Origin of the sequence: Streptomyces lienomycini (assembly GCF_027947595.1) — a bacterium.
Lineage (GTDB): Bacteria > Actinomycetota > Actinomycetes > Streptomycetales > Streptomycetaceae > Streptomyces > Streptomyces lienomycini.
The window spans coordinates 5,217,501-5,243,757 of the sequence record NZ_CP116257.1 but is presented as its reverse complement, the minus strand read 5'-3'; the positions used below and the strand labels follow the sequence as shown (position 1 = coordinate 5,243,757).

Annotated in this window: 19 protein-coding genes (1 of these 19 running past the window's edge); 14 read left to right on the top strand and 5 right to left on the bottom strand. The window is 73.3% G+C overall.

The annotated features are described in order from the left end of the window. Positions 1-121: 121 nt before the first annotated feature. Both BJ961_RS23820 and BJ961_RS23815 read left to right on the top strand, forming a co-directional pair. On the top strand, positions 122-514 hold the full coding sequence (locus tag BJ961_RS23820; protein WP_271414841.1) for an ankyrin repeat domain-containing protein: 393 nt from the start codon (positions 122-124) through the stop codon (positions 512-514). 332 nt (positions 515-846) lie between these two features. Next, the gene (locus BJ961_RS23815; RefSeq protein ID WP_271414840.1) at positions 847-2,265 is read left to right on the top strand and encodes a HEAT repeat domain-containing protein; all 1,419 of its coding nucleotides are present in this window, start codon (positions 847-849) and stop codon (positions 2,263-2,265) included. 289 nt (positions 2,266-2,554) lie between these two features. Here the strand turns inward: BJ961_RS23815 and BJ961_RS23810 are convergent, their stop codons facing one another. After that, positions 2,555-3,388, bottom strand: a complete 834-nt coding sequence (locus BJ961_RS23810) for a putative hydro-lyase (protein ID WP_271417151.1) — start codon at positions 3,386-3,388, stop codon at positions 2,555-2,557. A 23-nt stretch (positions 3,389-3,411) separates the two neighbouring features. Then, a complete protein-coding gene (locus BJ961_RS23805; RefSeq protein ID WP_271414839.1) occupies positions 3,412-4,734 on the bottom strand; it encodes an MFS transporter in 1,323 nt (440 codons plus the stop codon). A gap of 164 nt (positions 4,735-4,898) precedes the next feature. Here BJ961_RS23805 and BJ961_RS23800 point away from each other — a divergent pair, with 164 nt between their 5' ends. The 4 genes from BJ961_RS23800 (at position 4,899) to BJ961_RS23785 (ending at position 12,956) form a co-directional block, all read left to right on the top strand. After that, positions 4,899-5,594: a GntR family transcriptional regulator gene (locus tag BJ961_RS23800; RefSeq protein WP_271414838.1), complete on the top strand. Its 696-nt coding sequence runs from the start codon at positions 4,899-4,901 to the stop codon at positions 5,592-5,594. Between the two features lie 93 nt (positions 5,595-5,687). Continuing rightward, complete coding sequence (locus BJ961_RS23795; protein WP_271414837.1) at positions 5,688-7,214, top strand: hypothetical protein; 1,527 nt, start codon at positions 5,688-5,690, stop codon at positions 7,212-7,214. Positions 7,215-7,296: 82 nt separating this feature from the next. Further along, positions 7,297-8,178 (top strand): hypothetical protein, encoded by an 882-nt coding sequence (locus tag BJ961_RS23790; RefSeq protein ID WP_271414836.1) that lies wholly within the window; start codon positions 7,297-7,299, stop codon positions 8,176-8,178. Positions 8,179-8,240: 62 nt separating this feature from the next. Then, positions 8,241-12,956, top strand: a complete 4,716-nt coding sequence (locus BJ961_RS23785) for a hypothetical protein (protein ID WP_271414835.1) — start codon at positions 8,241-8,243, stop codon at positions 12,954-12,956. Positions 12,957-13,086: 130 nt separating this feature from the next. Here BJ961_RS23785 and BJ961_RS23780 read toward each other — a convergent pair whose 3' ends face one another. Further along, positions 13,087-13,671, bottom strand: a complete 585-nt coding sequence (locus BJ961_RS23780) for a hypothetical protein (protein WP_271417150.1) — start codon at positions 13,669-13,671, stop codon at positions 13,087-13,089. 418 nt (positions 13,672-14,089) lie between these two features. Here BJ961_RS23780 and BJ961_RS23775 point away from each other — a divergent pair, with 418 nt between their 5' ends. From BJ961_RS23775 to BJ961_RS23750, 6 genes are read left to right on the top strand one after another with little or no spacing between them, the layout of a single operon-like run. Further along, positions 14,090-16,915 carry a sensor histidine kinase gene (locus BJ961_RS23775; RefSeq protein WP_271414834.1) on the top strand — a complete coding sequence of 942 codons (2,826 nt, stop codon included), beginning with the start codon at positions 14,090-14,092 and terminating at the stop codon, positions 16,913-16,915. Beyond that, entirely contained in the window at positions 16,912-17,346 is a 435-nt protein-coding gene (locus BJ961_RS23770) for a roadblock/LC7 domain-containing protein (protein ID WP_271414833.1), read from the top strand. The genes BJ961_RS23775 and BJ961_RS23770 overlap by 4 nt, the downstream gene beginning before the upstream one ends. A 10-nt stretch (positions 17,347-17,356) precedes the next feature. Next, positions 17,357-17,752: a DUF742 domain-containing protein gene (locus BJ961_RS23765; RefSeq protein WP_076973432.1), complete on the top strand. Its 396-nt coding sequence runs from the start codon at positions 17,357-17,359 to the stop codon at positions 17,750-17,752. 46 nt (positions 17,753-17,798) lie between these two features. Continuing rightward, entirely contained in the window at positions 17,799-18,404 is a 606-nt protein-coding gene (locus tag BJ961_RS23760; RefSeq protein WP_271414832.1) for a GTP-binding protein, read from the top strand. A 52-nt stretch (positions 18,405-18,456) separates the two neighbouring features. Beyond that, a complete protein-coding gene (locus BJ961_RS23755; protein ID WP_271414831.1) occupies positions 18,457-19,266 on the top strand; it encodes a M15 family metallopeptidase in 810 nt (269 codons plus the stop codon). A 47-nt stretch (positions 19,267-19,313) separates the two neighbouring features. Next, a complete protein-coding gene (locus BJ961_RS23750) occupies positions 19,314-19,850 on the top strand; it encodes an NUDIX domain-containing protein (RefSeq protein ID WP_271414830.1) in 537 nt (178 codons plus the stop codon). On the opposite strand, the gene BJ961_RS23745 is transcribed toward BJ961_RS23750, so the two are convergent. Further along, entirely contained in the window at positions 19,841-22,219 is a 2,379-nt protein-coding gene (locus tag BJ961_RS23745; protein WP_271414829.1) for a glycoside hydrolase family 31 protein, read from the bottom strand. The genes BJ961_RS23750 and BJ961_RS23745 overlap by 10 nt on opposite strands. Positions 22,220-22,432: 213 nt before the next feature. Here BJ961_RS23745 and BJ961_RS23740 point away from each other — a divergent pair, with 213 nt between their 5' ends. Further along, positions 22,433-24,409, top strand: coding sequence for an acetoacetate--CoA ligase (locus BJ961_RS23740; RefSeq protein ID WP_271414828.1), 1,977 nt, complete (start codon positions 22,433-22,435; stop codon positions 24,407-24,409). A gap of 120 nt (positions 24,410-24,529) precedes the next feature. Continuing rightward, on the top strand, positions 24,530-25,432 hold the full coding sequence (locus tag BJ961_RS23735) for a thioredoxin domain-containing protein (RefSeq protein ID WP_271414827.1): 903 nt from the start codon (positions 24,530-24,532) through the stop codon (positions 25,430-25,432). Positions 25,433-25,508: 76 nt separating this feature from the next. Here the strand turns inward: BJ961_RS23735 and ptsP are convergent, their stop codons facing one another. Next, positions 25,509-26,257, bottom strand: the end of a protein-coding gene (gene ptsP / locus BJ961_RS23730; RefSeq protein ID WP_271414826.1) for a phosphoenolpyruvate--protein phosphotransferase. 922 nt of this gene lie beyond the right edge of the window; 749 of the gene's 1,671 nt are visible here — the last part of the coding sequence; the start codon falls outside the window, past its right edge; it ends in the stop codon at positions 25,509-25,511.

Sequence of the window (26,257 nt, the reverse complement as noted above, 5' to 3'; positions counted from 1 at the left end):
CGCACACGTGGTCCCCAGCGTTCGTCCCGTCCGAGGCGCCCGGATCGTCCCGAGATGCCGGAGGCGCGCGACGTGTTCGCAACGTTCCCAAGTGATTCGCAAGTGAGAGGTGGTCCGGCCGATGAGTGAAGCCCCCGACCCCGAGGTCGTGGAGCTGGCGACCAAGATCTTCGATCTGGCCCGGCAGGGGCGGACCGAGGACCTGGTGGCCTACGTGGACGCCGGCGTTCCGGCCGACCTCACCAACGACCGCGGCGACTCCCTCGTGATGCTCGCCGCCTACCACGGCCACGCCGACGCGGTGCGCGCGCTGCTGGCCCGGGGCGCCGACGCCGACCGTGTCAACGACCGGGGTCAGACGCCACTCGCCGGAGCCGCCTTCAAGGGGGAGACGGAAGTGACCAAGGCGCTTCTGGAGGCGGGCGCGGATCCCGCGGCGGGCACACCGTCGGCCGTCGACACGGCGCGGATGTTCGCCCGGACGGACCTGCTGGAGCTGTTCGGCACCCGGTGACGGGATGCCGGAGTGATCCCTTCCGGGGAGCTCCACATTTTCTGACCAGGTAAAACACTGAAAACGGGGGAGGCGGTACAGGGCCGCCGAAATTTCGGTCGCGGCAGATGTGACCGCCGGGCCATCATGACGACGTGGTTCACGGACGTGATGGCTGGGCAGATGTTGCCGCACCGCGCGGGCCGTGACACGGCCCGCAAGGGCCACCGACGAGAGGCAGAGGAACATGGTCTTCAGCAAGCAAGAGACGGCGGGCGCTCCGACGTGTTGGCGCACGGCCAGGTAACGCGTGCTCCCCGGTTGCGTCGACGCTTGATGTGAGGCTGTTTCCCATGTTCGATCCGGTCATAGCGCCCAGCGGTACGCTGCTCGGCCTGCTTCAGCGGGGTCGCGGCGACGGCACGCTGCACGCGCTCACCGCTCCGCGCGCCGAAGCGCTCGCGGCTCTGAACCACTGTGTGCTCCACGATCCGCGCCACGACTGGCAGGTCGAGAACCGCTCCCTCTACTACGCCCGCCTCTACCTCGACCTGAACGGCGAGCTGGACGCGATCGAGGCCCACCTCTTCGCCCCCGAGGACGTCCTGGACGCCGACGAGTCGCGCACCGGGCTGGCCCTCGCCGTCCTCGGTCACCTCGCCTCCTACGGCAGGCTGGACGCGCTCCGGCTGCTGCGCCGGTACGCCGCCCACGGCGTCAACTGGGCGTGGGCCCTGGACGAGCTGGCGCTGCGCGACGACGACGCCGGCCTGCGGGCCCTCGCCGCGCCCGTGCTGGCCCGCTTCCCGCGCGACGCCGAGGGCGAGGCCGAGCTGGCCGTCGCCGTGCGCGACGCCTTCGAACCCCGGCCCTGGCGTCTGTGGGCCGACGACCCCCGCGCATCGATCGCCACCCGCGTGCGTGCCGCCCAGGAAACGGGCTGCTTCGACCGCTGGCAGCGCCAGATGAACTCCACCGGACCGCGTCCGGGCTGGAGCGTGCGGGCCGTGTTCGAGTGGGCCGAGCAGGGCGTCGAGCGCGGCACCCCGCTCCATGTGCCGGCCGCCCGCTGCCTCACCGCCGTCGCCGGTCCCGAGGACCGCCCCGAGATCGTCGAGGCCGCCCGGTCCGGCACCGAGGGCGCCCGCTGCACCGCCCTGCGCTATCTCGCGGACAGTAACGATCCGGAGGTTCTCGACCTGGTCGAGGGCGCCGTGGCCACCGGCTCGGTGCCCGTCGTCGAGGCCGCCGTGGCCGCCTACGAACGCATGCGCAGCGTCGCCGCCGTCGACCGCGCGCGCGGCTGGACGCACCGTCCCGACGCCCTGGGCGCCGCCGCCGGACGGGTGCTCGCCTGCCGGGGCGCCGCGCAGGACCGGGACCTCGTCCTCGCCGCACTCCGGGAGGCGGTGCGCGGCGAAGGCCCCGACGCGCCGACCCTGTGGACCCTCGTGGACGGCACCGGACGGCTCGGTATCGCCTGCGCCGCCCCCGTACTGCGCCACATCTACCGCGAAACCGCCTCCTCCCACCTGCGCGGGCGGGCCGCCCGCGCACTGGCCGCCACCGATCCGTCCTTCGCGGCCGGCTTCGCCATCGAGTGCCTGTGGGACTGCGAGGAGACCACCCGCGAGGTCGCCGCGCGCCATGCCGAGACCGGCGACAACCGCGTCGTCGAACGGCTGCGCAGGCTCGCCGCCGACCCGGCCGAGGAGGACGAGGTCCAGACGGCGGTACGCAGCCGCTTCGGCCCGGACGCCCCCGCGGTGTGAGGGCCGCGGGCGGGCCGCCCGTGCCCGCGGCCCGCGGAGTGCCGGTCGGGGGCCTCCGTTTTGTGTCGGCCCGCCGCAACGTCCCGGCCCGGCCGACAGCGCCCCGCCCGCCGCGGGGTGTGCGCCGCCCGCGCGGCGGACCTGCGGCGCCGGAGACGGCGCCCACCGGCGACGGCGGGCCGAACGCGGTACGGAACCCGCGCGCCGATCGGCACGTTCCGCTCGGTCACCGGTTCGCACACCCGGCAGCCCCTCGTCGTCGGTGAGCCGCCGGCGCCGGCACCCGGGATCACCCCACGCGGTACTGCTCGTCACGGGCGTCGGTGAGGAACATCTGGCCCGGCGCGTGGGTGAGGGCGAAAGGCGGCCGCGAGGCCATGACCGCCGCCTGCGGGGTCACACCGCAGGCCCAGAAGACGGGGATGTCGTCCGGCTCGCGCTCCACCGCGTCGCCGAAGTCCGGCCGGTCGAGGTCGTCGATGCCCAGTGCCGACGGATCGCCGCAGTGCACCGGACTGCCGTGCACCGCCGGGAGCAGCCCGCTCTCGCGGATCGCCGCCGACAGGTGCGCGGGCGGCACGGGACGCATCGACACCACCATCGGCCCGTGCAACCGCCCGGCCGGACGGCACTCGCGCGAGGTGACGTACATCGGGACGTTGCGGCCCTGCTCGACATGGCGGATCGGGACGCCCGCCGCAGCGAGCGCCCACTCGAAGGTGAAGCTGCAGCCGAGCAGGAACGTCACCAGGTCGTCCCGCCAGCGCGCCCGCACGTCCGTCGGCTCGTCCACCAGCTCGCCGTCCCGCCACACCCGGTAGCGCGGCAGATCGGTGCGCAGGTCCGCGCCGTCGGCGAGCACCGTGGTCCAGGACCCGGCGTCCGTGACGTCGAGCACCGGGCAGGGCTGCGGGTTGCGGGTGCAGAACAGCAGCATGTCGTACGCCCAGTCGGCGGGCACCGAGATCAGGTTGGCCTGGGTGTGGTCGGCCGCGACGCCTGCCGTGGGTCCGGTCAGGCCCTCCCGGAATCGGGAACGGGCCGCTTTCGGGCTCCACGCGTGCGCGTGCTCGTCGACGAGGGCGAGTGGCCGGTCCCCGGTCGAGTGCCGCGGGGGATTCATGTGCATCGGGTGGTTCAGGTGGTTCATGCCAGTTCCCTTCCGCGCGTCTCCGGCAGCCACAGCAGAGCCAGCGCCGCGATGCCGTAGCCGATGGCGCCGAAGACCAGCGCGCCGCCCACGCCCCAGCTGTCGGCGAGGAAGCCGACCGTGGTCGGGAAGACGGCGCCCACGGCGCGTCCGGTGTTGTACGTGAACCCCTGGCCCGCGCCCCGTACCGCCGTCGGGTACAGCTCGCTCAGATACGAACCGAATCCGCTGAAGATCGCCGACATGCAGAAGCCGAGCGGGAAACCGAGCACCAGGAGCAGGGCGTCGGCGCCGCTCGGGATGTTCGCGTACGCCAGGATGCAGACCGCCGACAGCAGCGCGAAGAGCCAGATGTTGCGCCTGCGGCCCAGCAGATCGGTGAGATGACCGCCGGTGAGGTAGCCGAGGAACGCGCCCGAGATGAGGAACGTCAGGTAACCGCCGGTGCCGACGACCGACAGGTCGCGCTCGTCCTTGAGATACGTCGGCACCCAGGTGGCCAGGGTGTAGTAGCCGCCCTGGACCCCGGTGGAGAGCAGGCTCGCGAAGAGCGTGACGCGCAACAGGCCCGGTGAGTCCGCCGTGCCCGGCTCGAAGATCGCGGCGAACGAGCCCTTGCCCGCACCCTTCTCACGGGCCTCGGCGGCCCTGGGCGCGTCGTGCACGCTGCGCCGCACCCACACCACGAGCAGCGCCGGGAGCGCGCCCGTCCAGAACATGACACGCCAGGCCAGATCGTCGCCGACCAGTGAGAACACCAGCGTGTACACGACCACCGCGAGGGCCCAGCCCACGGCCCAGGAGCTCTGGACCGCGCCGAGCGTGCGCCCCCGGTGCCTGGCGCTCGCGTACTCGGCGACCAGGACGGCGCCGACCGCCCACTCGCCGCCGAAGCCGAGACCCTGAAGGGCGCGGAAGACGAGCAGCGTCTCGTAGTTGGGCGCGAAGCCGCAGGCCACGGTGAACACGGCGTAGGTGATCACGGTGAGCAGCAGTGCCTTGACCCGGCCGATCCGGTCCGCCAGGACACCCGCGAGGGCGCCGCCGATCGCCGAGACGACCAGGGTCACCGTCGTCAGCAAGCCGGTCTGGCCGCTGTCCAGACCGAAGTAGGCGGCCAGCGCGACCATGGTCAGCGGCAGGGTGAAGTAGTCGTACGAGTCGAGGGCGTAACCGCCGAACGCGCCGCCGAAGGCGCGGCGGCCTCGCGGACCGAGAGCCCGCAGCCAGCCGAACGGACCGTCGTTCGCGGGGTGTTCACCCGCGCCCGACGGAGGGGCACCGGCGGTCGGGGCCTGAGGGGGAGGGGGAGTGCTCATGGTGCACCTCGCAGTGGGAGGACGGAGGGTGCTGGTCGAGCGGAACGCCAAGCGGTACGTCGAGCGGTACGGCGAGTGGCGCTTGGTGGCACCGTAGGGGATCGTTGAACGATCCCTCAATACCCCTGTTGTTTCGTTCTGATATCTGCGATTGAATTCCGGGCATGGCAGAGCAGTTGACGGGACTGGCCGACGACCGCGCCCTCCTCGGGCGGACCAGTACCGCGGAGCGCGTCTCGGACATCCTCAGGAGCCGGATCGCCGAGGGCTACTTCCCACCGGGGACCCGTTTGTCGGAGGACAGCATCGGTGGCGCGCTCGGCGTCTCCCGCAACACCCTGCGCGAGTCGTTCCGGCTGCTCACGCACGAACGCCTGCTCGTCCACGAACTGAACCGCGGCGTCTTCGTGCGGGTGCTCACCGTCGAGGACGTCGAGGACATCTACCGGACCCGCTCTCTCGTCGAGTGCGCCGTCGTCCGGGGCCTCGGCGACCCGCCGTACACGCTGGACGGTCTCTCCGAGGCCGTCGACGAGGGGCGGCGGGCGGCTCGCGAAGGTGACTGGAAAACCGTGGGCACGGCCAACATCCACTTCCACCGGGAACTGGTCGCCCTGGCCGGCAGTGAACGCACCGACGAACTGATGCGCAGCGTCTTCGCCGAACTGCGCCTCGCCTTCCACGTCGTGGACGATCCCCGGCGCCTGCACGAGCCCTACATCGCACGGAACGCGGAGCTCCTCGCGACTCTGGAGAACGGCGAGCGGGAAGCGGCGGCGCGACTGCTCGCGGTCTACCTCGACGACTCGCTCGAACGCGTCGTGGAGGTCTACCTGCGGCGGGTCGGGGACGAGGGGTAGGCCAGGGCCGCACGGCGGCCGGCCACCGTGTCGCCGAGGGGCCCGTCTGCGTCGTTTGGGCCGATGTCAGACCGAGGACCTAGTCTGTGCACCGTGACTTCGCCTGCATCGACGGACAGCGTTCCGCCCCAGCTCAGCGCGGGGCCGCGCCCCGCCCCGGGCCCGGCCGCCGACGAGGGACTGGCGCGGCGGCTGCGCGCGCTCGCCTGCACGGCGCCGCTGCACGACCTCGATGCCCGCAAGGCCAACCTCGCGGGTGAGTACTCGGTCTACGGCATGGCCGAAGTCGCCCTCGCCGCCATCGACCTCGTCACGCTGAACATGGACTTCGACACCGGCGCCGACCACGACCAGATAGTGGCCAGACTGATCCCCCGCGTCGCCGCCCAGGCCCCGCGCCGCCCCGCCGCCGAGCACGAGCGGGTGGCCCGCTGGGTCCTGGAGAACCTGATCAACGTCGGCAGCGTCGACCGCGGCTTCCGCGCGGTGTACGGCACCTTCGGACCGGACGGCACCTACGTGCGCCGCGACTACGACTTCAAGCTGCTCGAAGAGGTGCCCGGTCCCGGCGGCACCGTCTACCTGCGCACCACCGACGAGGCCGTCAACGTCCTCGTCGGCGCCCTGGACACCGACGTCACCAGCGCCCAGATCGCCGCCGAGGTCAAACTCGAGGTGCTGATCAACCGCGGCCGCCTCGCCGACGCCCAGCTCGCCGCCGAACAGGCCCGGTACCGGACCGTGCAGTACTCCGAGACCCTGCGCCGCGCCCTGGACGCCACCCGGCGCAACGTGCGCGCGGTGGACTGGCTCAGCGCCGTCCCCGACATGATCGCCGAAGCCCTGGACCACGTCGCCGACCGGTACCGGCACGAGAACGCGATCCTCACCAACATCCGCAAGGCCCGCGACGAGACCGAGGACGCCGAGCACAAGCGCCGCGCCGCCGAACTGGTCGACATCGTCAAGGACTGCATCCGCCGCCACACCCAGCTCCAGTCCCGCCTCCTGGAAGCCGGCCCGCTCTTCCGCGCCGAACAGGACCGGCAGGCCTTCGCCACCCCCCTGACGACCTCCGGCCTCGACCTGTACGGCCACCTCGTGGCCCCCGTGCTCCCACTGCCCCTGGAACAGGCGCTCCGCGTCACCGACGCCTTCTTCGCCCGCGGCACCGGGCTGCGCACCCCCGTCTCCGTCCGGGTCGGCGACCTCGTCGACATTCTCCTGACCCCGCCGGTCGAACGGGAGCACCTGGGCGCCGAGATGCCGGAGCCCGACCTGATCGCCACCCCGGACGACAGCCGTTTCAGCGAGGAGCAGCTCGCCGCCGCCATGGAGCTGCTAGACCTGCCGCACGATGCCCCGCGCCGGCTGTCGGGGCTGCTCGCCGACGCCCGCGCCCGTGACGCCGAACTGCCCTATCTCGTCGCCCTGCTCGCCGTCCACGCGGCCAGCCCTCCGGTCGGCACCGCCTACCGCCAGGGCGAGCCGAAGCTGCTCTTCGCCGTGGACGACGGCACCGAGCTGGACGACCCCGGGTTCGGCGGCGCCGACCTCATCGTCGGCACGGCACTGCTGGACGCGGCGGGGATGGCCGCCGACCGGACGGAGGCGGCATGACCGGCCCGCGCCCCCTCACCCGCCACCCCGGCCTCGCGCCGCAGCACGACTTCGCGCCACAGCACCTCGAGGAGAACCGACCGTGACCGACCACGTCGACCGGAGCGAACCCGGGGCGGGCGCCGCGCCGGCCACCGCGGCCGTCACGCCCGCCGACGCCGCCGACGCGGCGCGGCTCGTCGCCTTCGGCCTCCAGCCCAAGCTGCTGCCCGCCCGCGACCAGGAGTACGCCGACCTGCTCCGCCGCTACCGGGAGGACCCGCCCTTCGCACGGCTCGCCGACGCCGTGGCAGCCGGCCTCGGGCTGATCGTCCTGGAGGTGTCCCCGCGCGCGGGGATGGCCGTGACCGCCGCCGAGGACTCGGTGTTCGCCGTCCGCATGGGCGACTACGCGCGTCGCGCCGCCACCGACTCCGGCGACCGCTTCCTGCACGGCCTCGCCCACCTCGCCGTGGCCGCCATGGCCTACCCGCGCCCCGAGGACCTCGCCGACGACGGCTACATCGGCCGCGTCACGGTCAACGGCGTGGACGCCTTCGTCCGCCAGGCCTGCCGGAGACTGGAGGAACGGGCCGAGCAGCAGGGCGAGAACACCGACCCGGCCACCGATGCACCGGGCCTGGAGGCCGCCTGGCGGATCTGGGTGCGGCGCAGCGCGACCGGCGCCACCAAGGACGCGCGCAGACTCCCCGGCTCCACCACCGGCATCGTCGGCAAGGCCGCCGCGTTCCTCACCGAGTCCGGCTTCCTCCAGCGCACCGGCGACGACAACGGCGGCACCTACCGCACGACGGCCCGCTACCAGCTCCAGGTGCGCGACATGGCGGGCAGCGCCGCCCTGGCCGAGCTGCTCGACCTGGGCGTCGTCCCGGTCACCGACGGCACCGCCACCCTGCTGCCCGCCGAGGAGACGGACGACCTGGACCTGGTCGCCGACGCGGGCCTCCCCTTCCACTCCTCCTGACGCCCGCCCCGAACCCCGAACCCGAACGTCCCCGACTTCCCGAAGACTTACGAGAGTCCGCCATGTACGAGCTGTCCCGGGTCCGCCTCTACTCCATCGGACCCGCCGGTGCACGCTACGCCGACACCGTGCTTGACCTGCGCGGTGTGGGCGAGCCCGTGCCCGACCCCGCGCCCACGCAGGCGGAGTTCTTCGAGGAGGAACCGGTCGGCCCACCGCGTCGGCCCGCACCCGCCGGAGTGCTGTTCCTGGAGAACGGCGGCGGCAAGTCCGTGCTGCTCAAGCTGATCTTCTCGGTGATGCTGCCGGGCCACCGCAACACCCTGGGCGGCGCCAGCTCCGGCGTGCTGCGCAAGTTCCTGCTCGCCGACGACTGCGGGCACGTGGCGCTGGAGTGGCAGCACGTGCAGACCGGCGAGTGCGTCGTCGTCGGCAAGGTCAGCGAGTGGCGCGGGCGGCAGGTCTCCGGCGACCCGCGCAAGTTCGCCGAGGCCTGGTACTCCTTCCGACCCGGTCCCGGACTGACCCTGGACAACCTGCCGGTCGCCGAGGCCACCGCCGTACGCCCGCCCGTCGAGGGCGCCTCCGGCGCACAGGGCAGGCGGCGCACCATGAAGGGATTCCGGGACGCGCTGACGGAGGCCGGCAAGGGCTACCCGCATCTGGAGGTGCACTGGGAGGAGATCCACGACCGCTGGATCGAGCACCTCGGCGACCTCGGCCTCGACCCGGAACTCTTCCGCTACCAGCGCGAGATGAACGCCGACGAGGGCGAGGCCGCCGGACTCTTCGCGGTCAAGAAGGACTCCGACTTCACCGACCTGCTGCTGCGGGCCGTCACCGACACCCGCGACACCGACGGACTCGCCGACCTCGTCGGCGGCTTCGGCAACAAGCTGGGCCGCCGCGCCGAGCTGATCGCCGAACGCGACTTCACCGCCGGGTCCGTGGACCTCCTGGGCCAGATCGTCGAGGCCGCCGAGGCGCGCACCCGCGCGCGGGACATCCACACCGCCGCCGAACGCCGCACCAGGAACCTCGCCCGCCGGCTCTCCGCCCGCGGTGCCCGGGAGCGGGTCCGCGCGGGCGATCTCGCCCAGCGGGTCACGGCCGCCGCGTACGCCGTCACCCACGCCGAGTCCGCCCGTGACCGCAGCGGCCTCATCGCCGCCGAACTCGCCTACCGGCACGCCTCGCTGGCCCTGACCGGCGCCGAGAAGTCGGCCGCCGCGCAGAAGCGCGAACTGGCCGACGCCCGCACCCTGCACGCCGCCTGGCAGGCCGCCGAGGCCGTCCTGCGCCACCGCGCCGCGTCCGACCGCGTCACCCGCGTGTCCGCCGCCATCCAGGAGGCCGAACGGGACGCGGCCCCCGCGCTCGCCGCCCGCGCCAAGGCCGCCGTCGCCCTCGTCCGTGCTCTGCACGCGGCCGCCGGGAAGGCCGAGCACCACGCCAACGAGGAGGAGGAGAGGTCCGCCGCCCTCCAGGAGGTCAGCGAGGCCGCCCACCGGGACTCCACCGGCGCCGCCACCGAGGCGCAGCGGGCCCGCAGCGAGGCCGGTCACCTGCGCCAGCGCCTCACCGAGGTCGAGCAGGAGACCGCCGAGGCCGTCCGCGTGGGCTGGCTGGACGACAGCGCGCCCGACGCCGACCCGGCCCGCGCCGCCCTCGCGGCCAGCGACGCCGAGAAGACGACCGTCGCCGCCTGGGACACCGCTCGTGAGGCCGCCCGCCGGGCCACCGAACACGCCCGTGAGGCCGCCGCCGCCGAGAGCCGCGCCGAACTGACCGCCGCCCGCGCGGCGGACGCGGCGACCGCTGCCGAGCGCGCCCACGAGGGCGAGCGGCGCACCGCCGAGGCACTGGCCGCGGAGGAACGGCTCGCCGACCTGCTCGGCCTGGCCGCCGAGACCCGCCCCGGCATCCCCCAGCCCCGCCGGGACACGGACCGGGACGACCGGACCGCCGCCCCCAGGACCCCGGACGGCGCGCTGACCCCCGAAGAACTCGACCGCTTCGCCGACGAACTGCGCGAACTGCTCGAAGACACCGTCTCCGCCGCAGAACGCCAACTGTTCGAACTGCGCACCGCCGCGGCCGACGACTCCCGCATCCTCGGCGCGCTCGGCGACGGCGGACTGCTGCCCCCGGGACCGGACGTGCTGGCCACGGTCGAGTTCCTCGGCGAACACGGCATCCCGGCCCTGCCCGGCTGGCGATACCTGGCCCAGGCCGTCGACCCCGCCGACCACGCGCGCGTGCTGTCCGCCCGCCCCGAGCTGGTCGACGGCGTCATCATCACCGACCCGGACTCCCACATCCGCGCCCGCGAGGTCCTCGGCGACGCCGCCCTGCTGCCGCGCTCCGCCGTCGCCGTCGGCACGGCCGCCGCTCTCCTCGCACCGACCCCGGCCGCCGAGTCGGCCGACACCGGCGACGTCTTCCTCGTACCGCCGAACCCGGCGATGCACGACGAGCACGCCGCCGACGAGGAGCGGCACGCGCTGCGCGCACGGGCGGGAGAACGGGACGAGGAGATCCGCACCCTCGCCGCCCGGCTCGGCAAGGACCGGGAGCTGGCGGCGAGGCTTGCCTCCTGGCGCACCGGCTGCCCCGCCGGGCGCCTGGCGGAGTTGGCCCGGACCGCCGAGGAGGCCCGCGCCTTCGCCGAGGAGGCCGAGGCCGAGCTGACCGAGGCGCGCACCGCACGGGCCGATGCCGACGAGAGCGCCGCCGAGACCGTTCACCTGCGGGACGAGCGGCAGGAGGCCGCGCAGAAGGCCCGCCGCGCCGCCGACGCCCTCGCCGGACTCGCCTTCCGGCTGCGCGAACGCGCCGGCTGGCAGGTCAGGGTCCGTGAACTCGCGGACGAGGGCGCCGAGGCCGAGGCCCGCGCCCAGGCCTGTCTGGAGCGGGCCCGCGCCGCCGACGAGGACCGGCGTGCCGCCCAGCGCGCCGCCGACGACGCCCGCCGCACCGCCCGCGCACTGCGAGCCGAACGCTCCGAGATCGCCGGCGCCCCCGACGACGTACCCGAGGACGAGACCGGAGACGGAACAGAAGCCGGAACCGGAGACGGAACCGGGGACACCCCCCGCAGCGGCAAGGGAACCGTCAGGGTGTCCCTGCCCGACCTCCGCGAGGCCTACCGCGCCGCCTCCCAGCTGTACGAGAAGGTCGGCGTCGGCGCCGACCTGCGCGCCGAACAGGCCCGTGCGGAGAGCGACGAGAGCGCCGCCCGCGCGGAGCTGGACCGGCTCAGCAACAAGGTCCGCACCCGGGCCGGGCAGCTCCTGGAGTCGCCCGACGGTTCCGACGGGCCCTCCCGGCAGGCCGCCGCCGCCCGCGCCGAGGAGCTGGTGCAGCTCCTGGAGACCCGCATGTCGACCGCGAGCGAACAGCTCGGCCGACTGCGCGGCGAGGCCGAACGGCACGCGCCCGAGGACGGCGACACCCACACCGACCTCCCCGGCGAACTCGTTCCGCGCGACGCCGAGCACGCCCAGACGCTGCTGCGCACGGCGACCGCCGAACTCGCCTCCCGCACCGATGCGCTCACCGGGGCCCGTGAGGCCCATGCCGAACTGCTCGACGCGCACCGCGCCGCCGAGGACGCGGCCGGCGGCTTCGACGAGATCGCCGCCATGCTCCGCGACCTGCTGCGCGAACCCGCTCCGGAGGAGGAGCCGGAGGAGTCCGAGCCGTACGCCGGGGACCTGGAGGAGGCCCGCCGGGCCGCCGCCGAGGCCCGCCGTTCGCTGCGCGGCTGCGCCGCCGACCTGTCCGCCGCCGAGGCCGCCGTACGCGAGGCGAGCGACGTACTCGTCCGGCACGCCAACTCCACCCGCTACGAGCAGGTCCGCACCCCCGCCCGCCAGCAGATCCGCGAGCTTCCCGCCGCCGCGCTGCCCGACCACGCCGCCAAGTGGGCGGACGCCTTCGCCCCACGGCTGCGCGTCCTCACCGACGAGCTGGCCCAGCTGGAGCGCAACCGCGACTCGATCGTGGACCGGCTGCGTGGCCTGGTCGAGTCCGCCCTGGCCACGCTCCGCTCCGCCCAGCGGCTCTCCCGGCTGCCGGAAGGGCTCGGCGAGTGGTCCGGTCAGGAGTTCCTGCGGATCCGCTTCGAGGAGCCCGACCAGGCCACCCTCACCGAGCGGCTCGGCGAGGTCGTCGACGAGGCCACCCGCGCGGCCGTGAAGAAGAACTCCGACCTGCGCCGCGACGGCATGTCCCTCCTGCTGCGGGGTGTGGCCGCCGCCCTGCAGCCCAAGGGCGTCGCCGTCGAGATCCTCAAGCCCGACGCCGTACTGCGCGCCGAACGCGTCCCCGTCGGACAGATGGGCGACGTCTTCTCCGGCGGCCAGCTGCTCACCGCCGCCATCGCCCTGTACTGCACGATGGCGGCGCTGCGCAGCAACGACCGGGGCCGTGACCGGCACCGCCACGCCGGCACGCTGTTCCTCGACAACCCCATCGGCCGTGCCAACGCCACCTACCTGCTGGAGCTGCAGCGAGCCGTCTCGGACGCGCTCGGGGTCCAGCTCCTGTACACCACGGGCCTGTTCGACACGACCGCCCTGGCCGAGTTCCCGCTGGTCATCCGGCTGCGCAACGACGCCGACCTCAGGGCCGGACTGAAGTACATCAGCGTGGAGGAGCACCTGAGGCCGGGACTGCCCCAGCCGACGCCGGGCGCCGAGGGGGAGGGCGACGCGGTGCACAGCGAGATCACAGCGACCCGTATGTACAAGCGGCCCGCCCAGACGCCCGCCTGACCGACGCCGGGAGGGAAGCCCGGTGGAAAGCCGGGCTTGGTCAGAGGAGCCGGGCGGCGGCGGGGCCCGAGCGGGTGCCCCGCCTCGCCGCGATTGAGCGCCGGGCCGCCGAGCGGCGGCCGGAGTCCGCTCAGGAGTGCGACAGCCGGCCCGCGCCGCCCTGCCTGCGTATCCGCTCCTGGCCGCGCTCCGCGGACCGCGCCTGCCGCCTGGCCCGGCGACGCTCGCGCCGCATGGCCCGCGCCGTGCTGCTCGGCGCAGAGACCACACCGTGCCGCTGGTTCCACACCTGGCGCGTCACCCAGACGTCCAGCACGCCCCAGGTGGCCACCACCGTGCCCGCCACACTGCCGACCACCATCGGGAACGCCAGCCACGACTCGGCCAGCGTGCTCAGGAAGGCGACCATCGCCATGATCAACGTCACGGCGACGACGAGTATCGCCCGCACCGCGGCCGTACGCACCGGGTCCGGCAGCCGACGGCGCCGCGCGGGCTCCTCCGTCCACAGCGGCCGGTAGCCGGGCGGCCGCTCACGCGCCGCCGGGGCGTGCGGCCTCTCCCGCCCCTCGTCCGCCGCGTGTTCACGTGCCGGCGTGTCCTGCCCGGCCGCGGGAACGCCGCGACCACGTGCTCCGGAGGCCGATCGGACCGTCGCCCCGTCCGCGGGGTCCTCCTCGGGCGCCCTGCGCCGCTCCGCCGTGCCCATCACCATGTCACTCCCCACCGCCGGCAGACACTCGTCCGTGTCCCACGACACGGCTCCCCTCTGGCTGCCCGGCTTGCGCTGCTTTACGCCGCCCGGGGGCGGGATGCGGCTCCTGTGGCCGATTCCGCCTCCGTTTCCCGTAGTGAAGGACGAACGACCAGGCCCCAAGATTCCCGAAAATCCCGCGCAGTCGAAGAATTTCGGCCAATCCGCCCGTCACGACCGGCGGGCTCCCTCCCGTCCCCCCACGGATCCCGGGAGGCAATCTCCCGTAATGACGGGACAACTGACCATCGCGCACCCACGTGGCGGAGGTTCGGCCTCCGGGCGGGTCTTCGAGTTACCTGTGCGTCAGTAGTAGGCTCGCGCCGTTTGTTGACGCACATGTGTACCCCCGCCGGTGGGGGTCGAGCTGGGGGAGGCCATGCGCTTTCGCGGGAAGTCGATCCGCCGGAAGATCGTGGCGCTGCTTCTCGTGCCGCTGGTGTCCCTGACCGCGATCTGGGCGTTCGCCACGGTACTGACGGGGCGTGAGGCGGGACGGCTGTTCAGCGTCTCGACCGTGGTCGAGAAGGTCGGCTACCCGGTCGAGGACACCGTCCGCGTCCTCCAGCAGGAACGCCGCCAGACCCTCGTCCACCTCGCCGACCCGCGCGCCTCGGACGGACTCGCCGCCCTGCAGCGCAGCCGCACCGCCACCGACGAGGCGGTCGCCGAGGTCCGCCGCAACGCCGCCGACGCCGACGTGCGGGACGACCTCGGCCGGGCCGGGGACGAACGGCTCACCGCCGTCCTGGACGCCCTCGACGGCATCGGCTCCCTGCGCCGCAGCGTCGGGGACGGCACCGTGGACCGCGCGCAGGCCCTCGTCCTCTACAACCGCCTGGTCGACCCCTGCCACGAACTGCTCGCCAACCTCGAGGTCGTCGACAACGTGGGCCTGGACAAGCAGTACCGCGCGCTCGTCAACGTCTCCCGCGCCCGCGAACTGCTCTCCCGCGAGGACGCCCTCCTGGGCTCCGCCCTGGTCACCGGCCGGCTGACCCGGACCGAGATACGCGACGTCTCCGACCTCGTGGCGCAGCGCACCATGATGTACGACATCAACCTGCCGTTGCTGCCCTCCGCCGAACGCGGCCGCTACCAGCGCTTCTGGAAGAACGCCTCCTCCGCTCCGCTGCGATCCGCGGAACAGGCCGCCGTCTCCGCCGAGCCCGGCCCGCCGCACGGCGTCACCGCCAAGAGCTGGGACACCGCCGCCGGCAGTGCCCTGGAGGAACTCGGCGACCTCGACGACCAGGCTGCCGACCGCTACCAGGACCGGGTCGACCCGGTCGCCACGAACGTCATCGCCAAGGTGGTCGTCGCCGGAGCGCTGGGTCTGATCGCCCTGCTCTACTCCGTCTTCCTGTCCGTGCGCGTCGGCCGCTCCCTCATCCGCGACCTCAAGCAACTGCGCCTGGAGGCCCACGAGGCGTCCGGCGTCCGCCTGCCCAGCGTGATGCGCCGCCTTTCGGCGGGCGAAGAGGTCGACGTGGAGACCGAGGTCCCGCGCCTGGAGTACGACAAGAACGAGATGGGCGAGGTCGGCCAGGCACTCAACACCCTCCAGCGGGCCGCCGTGGAGGCCGCCGTCAAACAGGCCGAACTGCGCGCCGGTGTCTCCGAGGTCTTCGTCAACCTCGCGCGCCGCAGCCAGGTACTCCTGCACAAGCAGCTCACCCTGCTCGACACGATGGAGCGCAGGACGGAGGACACCGAGGAACTCGCCGACCTGTTCCGCCTGGACCACCTGACCACGCGCATGCGCCGGCACGCGGAGGGCCTCGTCATCCTCTCCGGCGCCGCGCCGTCCCGGCAGTGGCGCAAACCCGTGCAGCTCATGGACGTCGTACGCGCCGCCGTCGCCGAGGTCGAGGACTACGAGCGCATCGAGGTCCGCAGGCTGCCGCGCATCGCCGTCACCGGACCGGCGGTCGCCGACCTCACCCATCTCGTGGCCGAACTCCTGGAGAACGCCACGGTCTTCTCACCCCCGCACACCGCCGTGCAGGTCCTGGGCGAGCGCGTCGCCAACGGCTTCACCCTCGAAATCCACGACCGCGGCCTCGGCATGGCCGCCGACGCCCTCCTCGACGCCAACCTCCGGCTGGCCGAAACACCCGAGTTCGAGCTGTCCGACACCGACCGGCTCGGCCTGTTCGTCGTCAGCCGGCTCGCCCAGCGGCAGAACGTCCGGGTTTCCCTCCAGCCCTCTCCCTACGGCGGTACCACCGCGATCGTCTTCGTCCCCGACGCGCTGCTCACCGACGACGCCCCCGACACCAACGGCGTCGGCTTCCGCCTCGACCGCCCCCAGCCCGCCAAGGGGAGGGAGCGGCAGGACAACCGCCGTTCCGCCCTCTCCCACGTGCCCGCACGGCTCCCGGACCGGGCGGCCACGCCGCTGCTGGACGGGCCGGTCGAACTGGAGCCGCCCGTCGACCTGGACGCCCTCGACGGCCTGCCGGGTTCGCTCGGCGACCAGGACAGCGAACGCGGCGGCCTGTTCCGGCCGCGCCGCTCACTGGCCGCGGCCGACGACGACCGGGCGGCCCGCCGCACCGACCGGCGAAGCCCGGCGCCCCGTCGCGACGACGAGCCGACCGAGGACGGCAACGGGGCGGACGCACCGGTCGCGCTGCCCCGCCGCCGGACGCCCAAGCTGGTCAGCTCGCACGGCCGCCCCGTCCCCGAACGGGCCGCCCGGGACAGTGCCGACGAGTTGCCTGCCCTGCCCGCCCGACGCCGCGAGCCCCGCACCGGCGACGCTCCCGCCGAAAGCCGCGATGGTGGCGATGGCGATGGTGGAGGCGGCGGTGGCGGTGGCGACAGAGCCCGCGACGCCGACACGCGCGGTGCCGACCGTACGGAGCCCGACGCCCTGCCGTCCCTCCCCGCCCGGCGCCGGGACGCGTCCCCCGCGCGCGAGGACGCCGCGTCCGCGAACGCCGAGGCCGGCGCGCTGCCCCGGCGCGTACGCCAGGCCAGCCTCGCCCCTCAGCTCAGGCAGAGCCCCGACCCCGCCACCGAGGACCGCTCCGACCCCGCCGACCGCGACGCCGAGGAAGTGCGCAGCCGCATGGCGTCGCTCCAGCGCGGCTGGCAGCGCGGCCGCGAGGAGAACGCCGTGAGCGACGACGACCCCGACGGCACAGCACCATCAGCACCATCAGCACCACGAGGAACGAACAAGGGGGACGGTCGATGACCGCACCGAAGACGACCGGCCACAGCGCGACCAAGTCCGGGGAGCTGAACTGGCTCCTCGACGACCTGGTGGACCGTGTCGCGAGCATCCACAAGGCCGTCGTCCTGTCCGGCGACGGCCTGGCGACGGGCGCGTCCAAGGACCTGACCAGGGAGGACAGTGAACACCTGGCCGCCGTGGCGTCCGGATTCCACAGCCTCGCCAAGGGCGTGGGCCGGCACTTCGAGGCGGGCAGCGTCCGGCAGACGGTCGTCGAACTCGACGACGCCTTCCTCTTCGTCACCGCCGCCGGCGACGGCAGCTGCCTGGCCGTCCTGTCGGACGCCGACTCGGACGTCGGGCAGGTCGCGTACGAGATGACCCTCCTCGTGAAGCGGGTCGGCGTGCACCTGGGCACCGCTCCGCGCACCGATCTGCCCTCGGGCGGGTAAGTGGGATGACATGAGCGCAGACGGTCAGGGAAGAAACCACTGGTTCGACGACGAGGCCGGCCCCGTCGTCCGTCCGTACGCCATGACACGCGGCCGCACCACCAGCGCGGCCCAGCACCGCCTCGATCTGATCGCGGTGGTCGTCACGGAGCCCCACGCGGACGACCCGGAGGCGGACGTCACCCTCTCCCCGGAGCACGTCGACATCGTCGGCCTGTGCCGGGACACCCCGCAGTCCGTCGCCGAACTCGCCGCCGAACTGGACCTCCCCGTCGGGGTCGTGCGCGTCCTGGTCGGCGACCTCGTGGACATCGAACTCGTCCACGTCAACCGGCCCGTACCCCCGGCCGAACTGCCGGACGAGAACATCCTGCGCGACGTGATCAACGGACTGAGGGCACTGTGAACCGGCCCCCGGCCGCGTCGGGCGGCACGTTAAGGAGAAGAGATCGATGATCTTCGGGCGTTCTCAGCGCGGCAAGCCGCCGGTCGAGCCCGTCACACTGAAGATCCTGGTGGCCGGCGGCTTCGGGGTGGGCAAGACCACCCTCGTCGGCGCGGTCAGCGAGATCAGGCCGCTGCGCACCGAGGAACTGCTCACCGAGGCCGGGCGGCCCGTCGACGACGTCAGCGGCGTCGAGGGCAAGCACACCACCACGGTGGCCATGGACTTCGGACGGATCACGCTGCGCGAGGATCTCGTGCTGTACCTCTTCGGTACGCCCGGCCAGGAACGGTTCTGGTTCATGTGGGACGAACTGTCCGAGGGCGCGCTGGGTGCCGTCGTGCTCGCCGACACGCGGCGCCTCGAGGACTGCTTCGCCGCCGTCGACTACTTCGAGCGGCGCTCCATCCCGTTCGTGGTGGGCGTCAACCGCTTCGAGGGATCGGCCCGCTACCCGGCCGAGACCGTCCGCCAGGCCCTCGATCTCGATGCCGGCGTCCCCCTGGTGATGTGCGACGCCCGGGACCGGGAGTCCGTCAAGGAGGTCCTCATCGGTGTCGTCCAGCACGCGATGGCCCAGGCGGCGGACCGCCGCCGGCCCGTCACGACCTGAACACGCCCGGCCCCTTCCCCCGCCGAACCGAACCCTGATAGATGCAGGGGACATGACACCAATCTCCACCAGCCTCCGCGGTCTGGTCACCGCCTTCGCCGCCGTACTCGCCGTCACGGCCGTCCCGGCCACCGCCCAGGCACGGCCCGAACCGAGGGCACCGCAGGACTTCGTGGCCCTGAGAAGCGTCGACCCGACGATCATCGAGGAGATGCGCTACGCCACGGCCCACAACTTCGTCGGCGAACGCGTCGACGGCTACCGGCAGCCCCTGTGCATCCTCACCCGGCCCGCCGCCGAAGCCCTGCACCTCGCCCAGACCCGGCTGCTGCGCGAGGGCTACTCCCTCAAGGTGTACGACTGCTACCGGCCCCAGCGCGCCGTCGACCACTTCGTCCGCTGGGCCGAGGACCTCGACGACCAGGCCATGAAGGCCGAGTTCTATCCGGACGTGGACAAGACCCGGCTGTTCGCCGACGGCTACATCGCGGAGAAGTCCGGCCACAGCCGCGGTTCGACCATGGACCTGACCATCGTGAGGCTCCCGGCGAAGCCCACCCGTCCGTACCACCCCGGACAGCCCCTGAAGTCCTGCTTCGCGCCGCAGGACGAGCGCTTCCCCGACAACTCCGTCGACATGGGGACCGGCTACGACTGCTTCGACACCCGCTCACACACCCTCGACCCCCGCATCCAGGGCGCTCGGCATGCCAACCGGATGCTGCTGAAGAACACCCTGGAGGCCGTCGGCCTGGTGAACCTCCCCGAGGAGTGGTGGCACTTCACGTACAAGCCCGAGCCCTACCCGGACACCTACTTCGACTTCCCGGTCTCCGCCAAGTCGCTCGCAGGACGCCGCTGACCGGCCTGCCGGAGCCGCCCCCTCCATGATCGGATACAGTCCGCCGCGTGTCCGAAACCGAAACCTCCCTTCCCAACTCCGCGCCGGGATCCCACTGTTCGAGCTGCGGATCGCCCTACGGAGAGGGCGTCTCCGGCTGGCCCCGCACCTGCCCCGCGTGCGGCACCGCGGCCTACCGCAACCCCCTGCCGGTCGCGGTGGCCCTCCAGCCCGTGTACGACACGCAGGGCACCGCCCTGGTCGTCGTCACCCGTACCGTGGCCCCCGCGCGCGGGGGAGTCGCCCTGCCCGGCGGCTACGTCGACGACCGGGAGGACTGGCGGCAGGCCGTCGTCCGCGAACTCGGGGAGGAGACGGGCATCGACGCGGCGAGCCGCGACGTACGGCTGGCCGACGCCATGAGCTCGGCCGACGGTCACCTGCTGCTCTTCGGGCTGCTGCCCGAGCGGCCGGCCGAGGGACTCCCGCCGTCCGCCGCGACGGACGAGACCGAGGGATGGCACCTGCTGCGCGGATCGGAGGAGCTCGCCTTCGCCCTGCACACCCGGGCCGTACGCGCCTTCTTCGAGGGCCGCTACATCTGAGCCGGGCGCTCCACGAACCCACGGACGCGGACCGGGCGGGACGGCTCGCCCGGCCCGCCCTCGCCCACCCGCTCCACGACCACCCGCCGATCCTCCCAGCGGGACACGTACCGTTCGATCTCCGGATCCACCCAACCGTCGCCCGCGTCCGGCACGACCAGCCCACCGCCGGTCCGTCCCCGCGCGGGCGCCCACACCTCGAGTTCCGCCGTGCCGTCCACCCCGCGCACCGGAATCACCGCTCCCGCGCGCGCGAAAACCGCGATCCGCGCCAAAGGAGTGTCGACGACAACCCGCGCGGGCCCCTCGTACGCCCGCTCCGTCGCCACGTCGTACCAGCGTCCCCGCGGCAACCGCACCGCACGCCGGCCCACCCCGGGCCGGAACACCGGGGCCACCAGCAGGCAGTCGCCCAGCAGAAATGCGTCCTCGCACTCCCGCAGCGCCCGGTCCTCCGGCGCCGACCACCACAGCGGGCGCACGTACGGCGCCCCCGTACGCCGAGCCAGATGCGACAGCGTCACGAAGTACGGCAGCAACCGCCGCCGTTCGACAAGCGCCACGCGCGCGTGCCCCAGCACTTCGGTGCCGAACCCCCACGGCTCCCGACCCCCTGCCCCCGGCCCCGCGTGGGTGCGCAGCAGCGGCAGGTAGGCGGCCAGCTGCAACCACCGCAGATACAGCTCCGGCGAAGGACGCCCCTCGTACCCGGCCACATCGGGCCCCGAGTGCGGCACCCCGCACAGCCCGAGCCCCATCACCAGCGCCAGCGACTCCCGCAGCCCCGGCCAGCCCGCCGCCACATCGCCGGACCACGTGCCGCCGTAGCGCTGCGTGCCGGCCCACCCGCACCGTGAGAGGACGAACGGCCGCTCGTCGGGTGCCAGCGTCCGCAGCCCCTCGTACCCGGCCCGCGCCATGCACAACGCGTAGACGTTGTGCGCCTGCCTGTGATCGCCGCCCCCACCCTCCAGGGAGTGCCGGGCCGACCGGGGCAGCGTCGACTCGCCGAACGCGGCGAACGACACGGGCCCGTCGAGGTCGTGCCAGAACCCGGCGAAGCCCCGCCCGAGCCGCTCCTCGTAGTGCCCGCCCCACCAAGCGCGCGCCCGCGCGTGCGTGAAGTCCGGAAAGACCGCGTCGCCGGGCCGCCCCACACCTCGGACCACCGCCCCGTCGGCGCCCCGCACGAACACGTCCTCACGCGTCCCGCCGTCGTACACGGTGCCGCCGGGCTCGGCCTGAACCGCCGGCTCGACGACCGACACCAGCCGGACGCCTTCCCTGCGCAGCTCGTCGGCGAGCACGGGCAACTTGGGGAACCGCTCCTCGTCGACGGTGAAGACCCGCCGGGCGTCGGCATGGCCGACCCCGAGGTGCACCGCGTCGAGCGGCAGATCACGCTCCTGGTGGCCGGTGACGACCCGACGTATGTCCTGCTCGTCACCGGAGCCCGACCGCACGTGATGATGCCCGAGCGCCCACGCCGGCGGCAGCGCGGGCGGCCCCGTCAGCGACGCCCAGGTCAGCAGCACGCGCGCGGGCGTGCCCACCAGCACCCAGCACCGCAACGGCCCGCCCTCCATCCGCAGCACACTCCGCCCCGGCCGGTCGTGCCCCGACCCCGCCCCCTCCTCGCCCTCCCGCAGGGCCACCGTGCCGTCCCACGCGTTGTCGTGGAAGGCCAGGTGCGTCCCCGCGTCCGCCACCACCATCTGCACCGGCATCGTGACGGACGACGCGCCCGCACCGCCCGTGGAGCGCGGGCCCGGGAGGGTGTTCCACAACCGGTACGTGCCGTCCGGCAGCCGGGGGCCGGCCGTCCGCCCGCCGAGCCCGAAGAACCGGGCGTCCGCCGCCACCTCCGACCGCAGCGTCCAGCGCGCCGGACCCCCGTCGACCGGCTCCCACCAGCGGGGCGGCAGCTCGCGGCGCAGGACCACACCTCCCGGCGTCCGGACCTCGACCGCACCGTGCCGCGACACGGCCACCGTCGCCCGCTCCGCCACCACCCGCCAGCCGCCGTCCTTGTCCGGCTCCAGTACAGCCCGCGGATCCGGCTCCGGACACCGGTCCGCCAACGCGTACGACGGCTGCGGCCCGGCCCCGTCCCAGCCCCAGAACACGGCTCCGTTCATCGCGACGAGCACACGCAACTCCGAGCGAGAGAAGCGGACGACACCGCCCCCGGGCCCGGGCCGCGCCTCGCGCACCTGACCCGGCACCCGCGCCCGCTCCGCGCCCCGCGGCCGCAGCCCGGCGGCATCGGCACGCCGCCCGCGCCACGCCGCCCGTACGGTACGCATCCCCTGGGCCACCCCCGCGGAACCGACCGTTCTCATCAAACGCACCAGGTCACGACCGTCCATGCCGCTCACCCTGCCATCGACCACCGCGCGCAGGGGCGTCGTTCAACTGCCGTTCACCCGTGACCGGACCACATCTTCATGTCAGCGACTATGTGGGGAGCGCCCTGGTGCGGAAGTCGATCACATGGCATCGTCCCTGTCAGCCGCGTCACGCGCACACCCCAGCCCGTGCGCGCAGGACGCACACGAAGCGCACAGTCCGGGAGCCGCCCCATGTCGACCGTGAACCCCCAGCCGCTCTGGCAGCCAGAACCGCAGCGCATCGCGAGGGCGCGGATCACCAGGTTCCAGACCTGGGCGGCCGAGCACCACGGAGCCCCCGCCGAAGGCGGGTACCCCGCGCTGCACCAGTGGTCCGTCGACGAACTGGACACCTTCTGGAAAGCCGTCACGGAGTGGTTCGACGTCCGGTTCTCGACCCCCTACGCGCGCGTGCTCGGCGACCGGACCATGCCCGGCGCCCAGTGGTTCCCCGGCGCCACGCTGAACTACGCCGAACACGCCCTGCGCGCGGCCGGCACCCGCCCGGACGAACCCGCCCTCCTGTACGTCGACGAGACCCACGACCCGGCCCCCGTCACCTGGGCCGAGCTGCGTCGCCAGGTCGGCTCCCTCGCCGCCGAACTGCGTGCCCTCGGCGTACGCCCCGGCGACCGCGTCAGCGGCTACCTCCCCAACATCCCCCAGGCCGTGGTCGCCCTCCTCGCCACCGCCGCCGTGGGCGGCGTCTGGACCTCCTGCGCGCCCGACTTCGGCGCCCGCAGCGTCCTGGACCGCTTCCAGCAGGTCGAACCCGTCGTCCTCTTCACCGTCGACGGCTACCGCTACGGCGGAAAGGAACACGACCGCCGCGACACCGTCGCCGAACTGCGCCGGGAACTGCCCACCCTCCGCGCGGTGATCCACATCCCGCTCCTCGGCACCGCCGCCCCGGAAGGCGCCCTGGAATGGGGAACCCTGACGGCCGCCGACACGGAACCCGTGTTCGAGCAGGTGCCCTTCGACCACCCCCTGTGGGTGCTCTACTCCTCCGGCACCACCGGACTGCCCAAGGCCATCGTCCAGTCCCAGGGCGGCATCCTCGTCGAGCACCTCAAACAGCTCGGCCTGCACTGCGACCTCGGCCCCGAGGACCGCTTCTTCTGGTACACCTCGACCGGCTGGATGATGTGGAACTTCCTCGTCTCCGGCCTGCTCACCGGCACCACGATCGTCCTCTACGACGGCAGCCCCGGCTTCCCCGCCACGGACGCCCAGTGGCGCATCGCCGAACGCACCGGCGCCACCCTCTTCGGCACCTCCGCCGCCTACGTCATGGCCTGCCGCAAGGCCGACGTCCACCCGGCCCGCGAGCTGGACCTCTCCGCGATCCAGTGCGTCGCCACCACCGGCTCCCCCCTCCCGCCCGACGGCTTCCGCTGGCTGCACGACGAGTTCGCCGACAGCGGGGCGGACCTGTGGATCGCCTCCGTCAGCGGCGGCACCGACGTGTGCTCCTGCTTCGCCGGCGCCGTCCCCACCCTCCCGGTCCACATCGGCGAACTCCAGGCCCCCGGCCTCGGCACCGACCTCCAGGCATGGGACCCGAACGGCGACCCCCTCACCGACGAGGTCGGCGAGCTGGTCGTCACCAACCCCATGCCCTCGATGCCGATCCGCTTCTGGAACGACCCCGACGGCAGCCGCTACCACGACAGCTACTTCGACACCTACCCCGGCGTCTGGCGGCACGGCGACTGGATCACCCTCACCTCGCGCGGCTCCGTCGTCATCCACGGCCGCTCCGACTCCACCCTCAACCGGCAGGGCGTCCGCATGGGCTCCGCCGACATCTACGAAGCCGTCGAGCGACTCCCCGAGATCAAGGAATCCCTCGTCATCGGCATCGAACAGCCCGACGGCGGCTACTGGATGCCCCTGTTCGTCCACCTGGCACCCGGAGCCACCCTCGACGAGGCCCTCCTGGACCGCGTCAAACAGACCATCCGCACCCAGCTCTCCCCGCGCCACGTGCCCGACGAGGTCATCGACGTGCCCGGCATCCCACACACCCTGACCGGCAAACGCATCGAGGTCCCGGTCAAGCGGCTCCTCCAGGGCACCCCCCTGGACAAGGCCGTCAACGCCGGCTCCATCGACAACCTCGACCTGCTCCACTTCTACGAGAACCTCGCCCGCAAGCGCCCCTGACCAGCACACCAACCGGCCGGCCGCCCCAGCGACGACCGGCCGGCCGCGCCCGCCCGACGCCGTTGTCAGTGCTCCCGATTACTGTGAGTGAGCATTGATCGACCGTGCACAGGGGGAAACATGGCGCACACCGACCAGAGCGAACACACCATGCGACGCGTCCTGCGCCGCGAAATCGCGGGCACCATCGGCCTGCTCACCGACGAACACGACTTCCGCGCCATGCGGCGCTACCGCAGTTTCACCTTCCACGACCACGCCGCCTACCTCCGCCAGGTGGAAGCCCTGCTCAGGGCACGGGCGGCACAGGGCACCCACACCACGATCGCGCTCTTCGACCCGGAGGAGTACGCGGACTACTGCACGGCGGCGGGCCTCGACGCCGACGCACCCGCCAGCCGCTCCCGGTACACCGCCGAACTCGCCGCCCACGGCCCCACCGTGCGCTACGAGGGCCAGTCCCTCGCCGACCTGCTCCCCGCCCTCGTCGACGAAGCCGTCCGCCAGGCCACCTGGGAGTACACGGCCGGCCTGCTCGCCCGTCTCGGCAGCTGCGCCACCTGCGGGGAGGATCTCGGCCGGGCGGCCTTCGCCCGAGCCTCCCGCCTTCTGCACCGCGTCCTCGAAACAGCGCCGCCCGGCAACCGACACCTGGTCTGCAGCGTCTCGGGGCACCCGGCGGAAACCCTCGTCTCCGTCCTCCTCGCCGACGAGGAGACCGACGGCACGCCCCACATCGACGAGACCGAGGTACGGGAATTCACCAGCGTCCTCGCCCTCGGCCTGGCCACCCACAGCCCCGGCGGCCTCGTCATGCGCATCAGCCCCCCGAGCGGCCCGGAGCGCATCCACGGCTGGCGCCTTCGGGGATACGGCCTCGAACCCCTCACAGCCGGTGAGGTCTTCGACGCCTACTGCACCGACGTCGAGTCGGGCGACCTCATCTCCCCGGAATCCAACGTGGACTACTGCGCGCCGCCCGACCTCGGAGAGGACCACCTGCCACCGGGACACCACCACTGAACGAGAGCGGGGCGCCCCACCCGAAGGGTGGAACGCCCCGCACCACAGCCATCACGGCGACAGCAGCACCCGGCACCTACTCGCCGGACAGCACCGCCTGTGCGGCGTTCCGCGCCTCCTCGGCGCTCTCCGCGGCACGGGCGGCCGCCGCCGCACGCTCGCACTGGGCCAGCGTGAACTTGGCCAGGGTCGCCCGGACGTACGGCAGCGACGCCGCACCCATGGAGAGGGAGGTGACACCCAGACCGGTCAGCACACACGCCAGCAGCGGATCCGAGGCGGCCTCACCGCAGACACCGCAGCTCTTGCCCTCGGCCTTCGCCGCCTCGGCGGACAGCGCGACCAGGTCGAGCAGCGCCGGCTGCCACGGGTCCTGCAGCCGGGACACCGCACCGACCTGGCGGTCGGCGGCGAAGGTGTACTGCGCGAGGTCGTTCGTCCCCAGCGACAGGAACTCGACCTCCTGGAGCACCGAGCGCGCCCGCAGCGCCGCCGACGGGATCTCCACCATCGCGCCGAACTTCGCCCGCAGCCCGGCCTCGCGGCACGCGTCCGCGAACGCCTTGGCATCGGCCCGGTCCGCCACCATCGGCGCCATGACCTCGAGGTAGACGGGCAGTCCCTCCGCAGCCTTCGCCAGCGCGGTCAGCTGTGTACGCAGCACGTCCGGGTGGTCGAGCAGCGTCCGCAGACCCCGCACGCCGAGCGCCGGATTCGGCTCGTCACCCGGCGTGAGGAAGTCCAGCGGCTTGTCGGCGCCGGCGTCCAGCACCCGCACCACGACCCGGCCCTCGGGGAACGCTTCGAGCACCTGCCGGTAGGCGG

What these genes read in the sequence shown, in the direction of transcription:
- BJ961_RS23745 (WP_271414829.1), bottom strand. Translation starts at nt 22,219, where the DNA reads ATGGACGGTCGTGACCTGGTGCGTTTGATGAGAACGGTCGGTTCCGCG.
- BJ961_RS23810 (WP_271417151.1), bottom strand. Translation starts at nt 3,388, where the DNA reads ATGAATCCCCCGCGGCACTCGACCGGGGACCGGCCACTCGCCCTCGTC.
- BJ961_RS23755 (WP_271414831.1), top strand. Translation starts at nt 18,457, where the DNA reads ATGACACCAATCTCCACCAGCCTCCGCGGTCTGGTCACCGCCTTCGCC.
- BJ961_RS23820 (WP_271414841.1), top strand. Translation starts at nt 122, where the DNA reads ATGAGTGAAGCCCCCGACCCCGAGGTCGTGGAGCTGGCGACCAAGATC.
- BJ961_RS23805 (WP_271414839.1), bottom strand. Translation starts at nt 4,734, where the DNA reads ATGAGCACTCCCCCTCCCCCTCAGGCCCCGACCGCCGGTGCCCCTCCG.
- BJ961_RS23785 (WP_271414835.1), top strand. Translation starts at nt 8,241, where the DNA reads ATGTACGAGCTGTCCCGGGTCCGCCTCTACTCCATCGGACCCGCCGGT.
- BJ961_RS23765 (WP_076973432.1), top strand. Translation starts at nt 17,357, where the DNA reads ATGAGCGCAGACGGTCAGGGAAGAAACCACTGGTTCGACGACGAGGCC.
- BJ961_RS23740 (WP_271414828.1), top strand. Translation starts at nt 22,433, where the DNA reads ATGTCGACCGTGAACCCCCAGCCGCTCTGGCAGCCAGAACCGCAGCGC.
- BJ961_RS23800 (WP_271414838.1), top strand. Translation starts at nt 4,899, where the DNA reads ATGGCAGAGCAGTTGACGGGACTGGCCGACGACCGCGCCCTCCTCGGG.
- BJ961_RS23815 (WP_271414840.1), top strand. Translation starts at nt 847, where the DNA reads ATGTTCGATCCGGTCATAGCGCCCAGCGGTACGCTGCTCGGCCTGCTT.
- BJ961_RS23780 (WP_271417150.1), bottom strand. Translation starts at nt 13,671, where the DNA reads ATGGTGATGGGCACGGCGGAGCGGCGCAGGGCGCCCGAGGAGGACCCC.
- BJ961_RS23770 (WP_271414833.1), top strand. Translation starts at nt 16,912, where the DNA reads ATGACCGCACCGAAGACGACCGGCCACAGCGCGACCAAGTCCGGGGAG.
- BJ961_RS23775 (WP_271414834.1), top strand. Translation starts at nt 14,090, where the DNA reads ATGCGCTTTCGCGGGAAGTCGATCCGCCGGAAGATCGTGGCGCTGCTT.
- BJ961_RS23735 (WP_271414827.1), top strand. Translation starts at nt 24,530, where the DNA reads ATGGCGCACACCGACCAGAGCGAACACACCATGCGACGCGTCCTGCGC.
- BJ961_RS23760 (WP_271414832.1), top strand. Translation starts at nt 17,799, where the DNA reads ATGATCTTCGGGCGTTCTCAGCGCGGCAAGCCGCCGGTCGAGCCCGTC.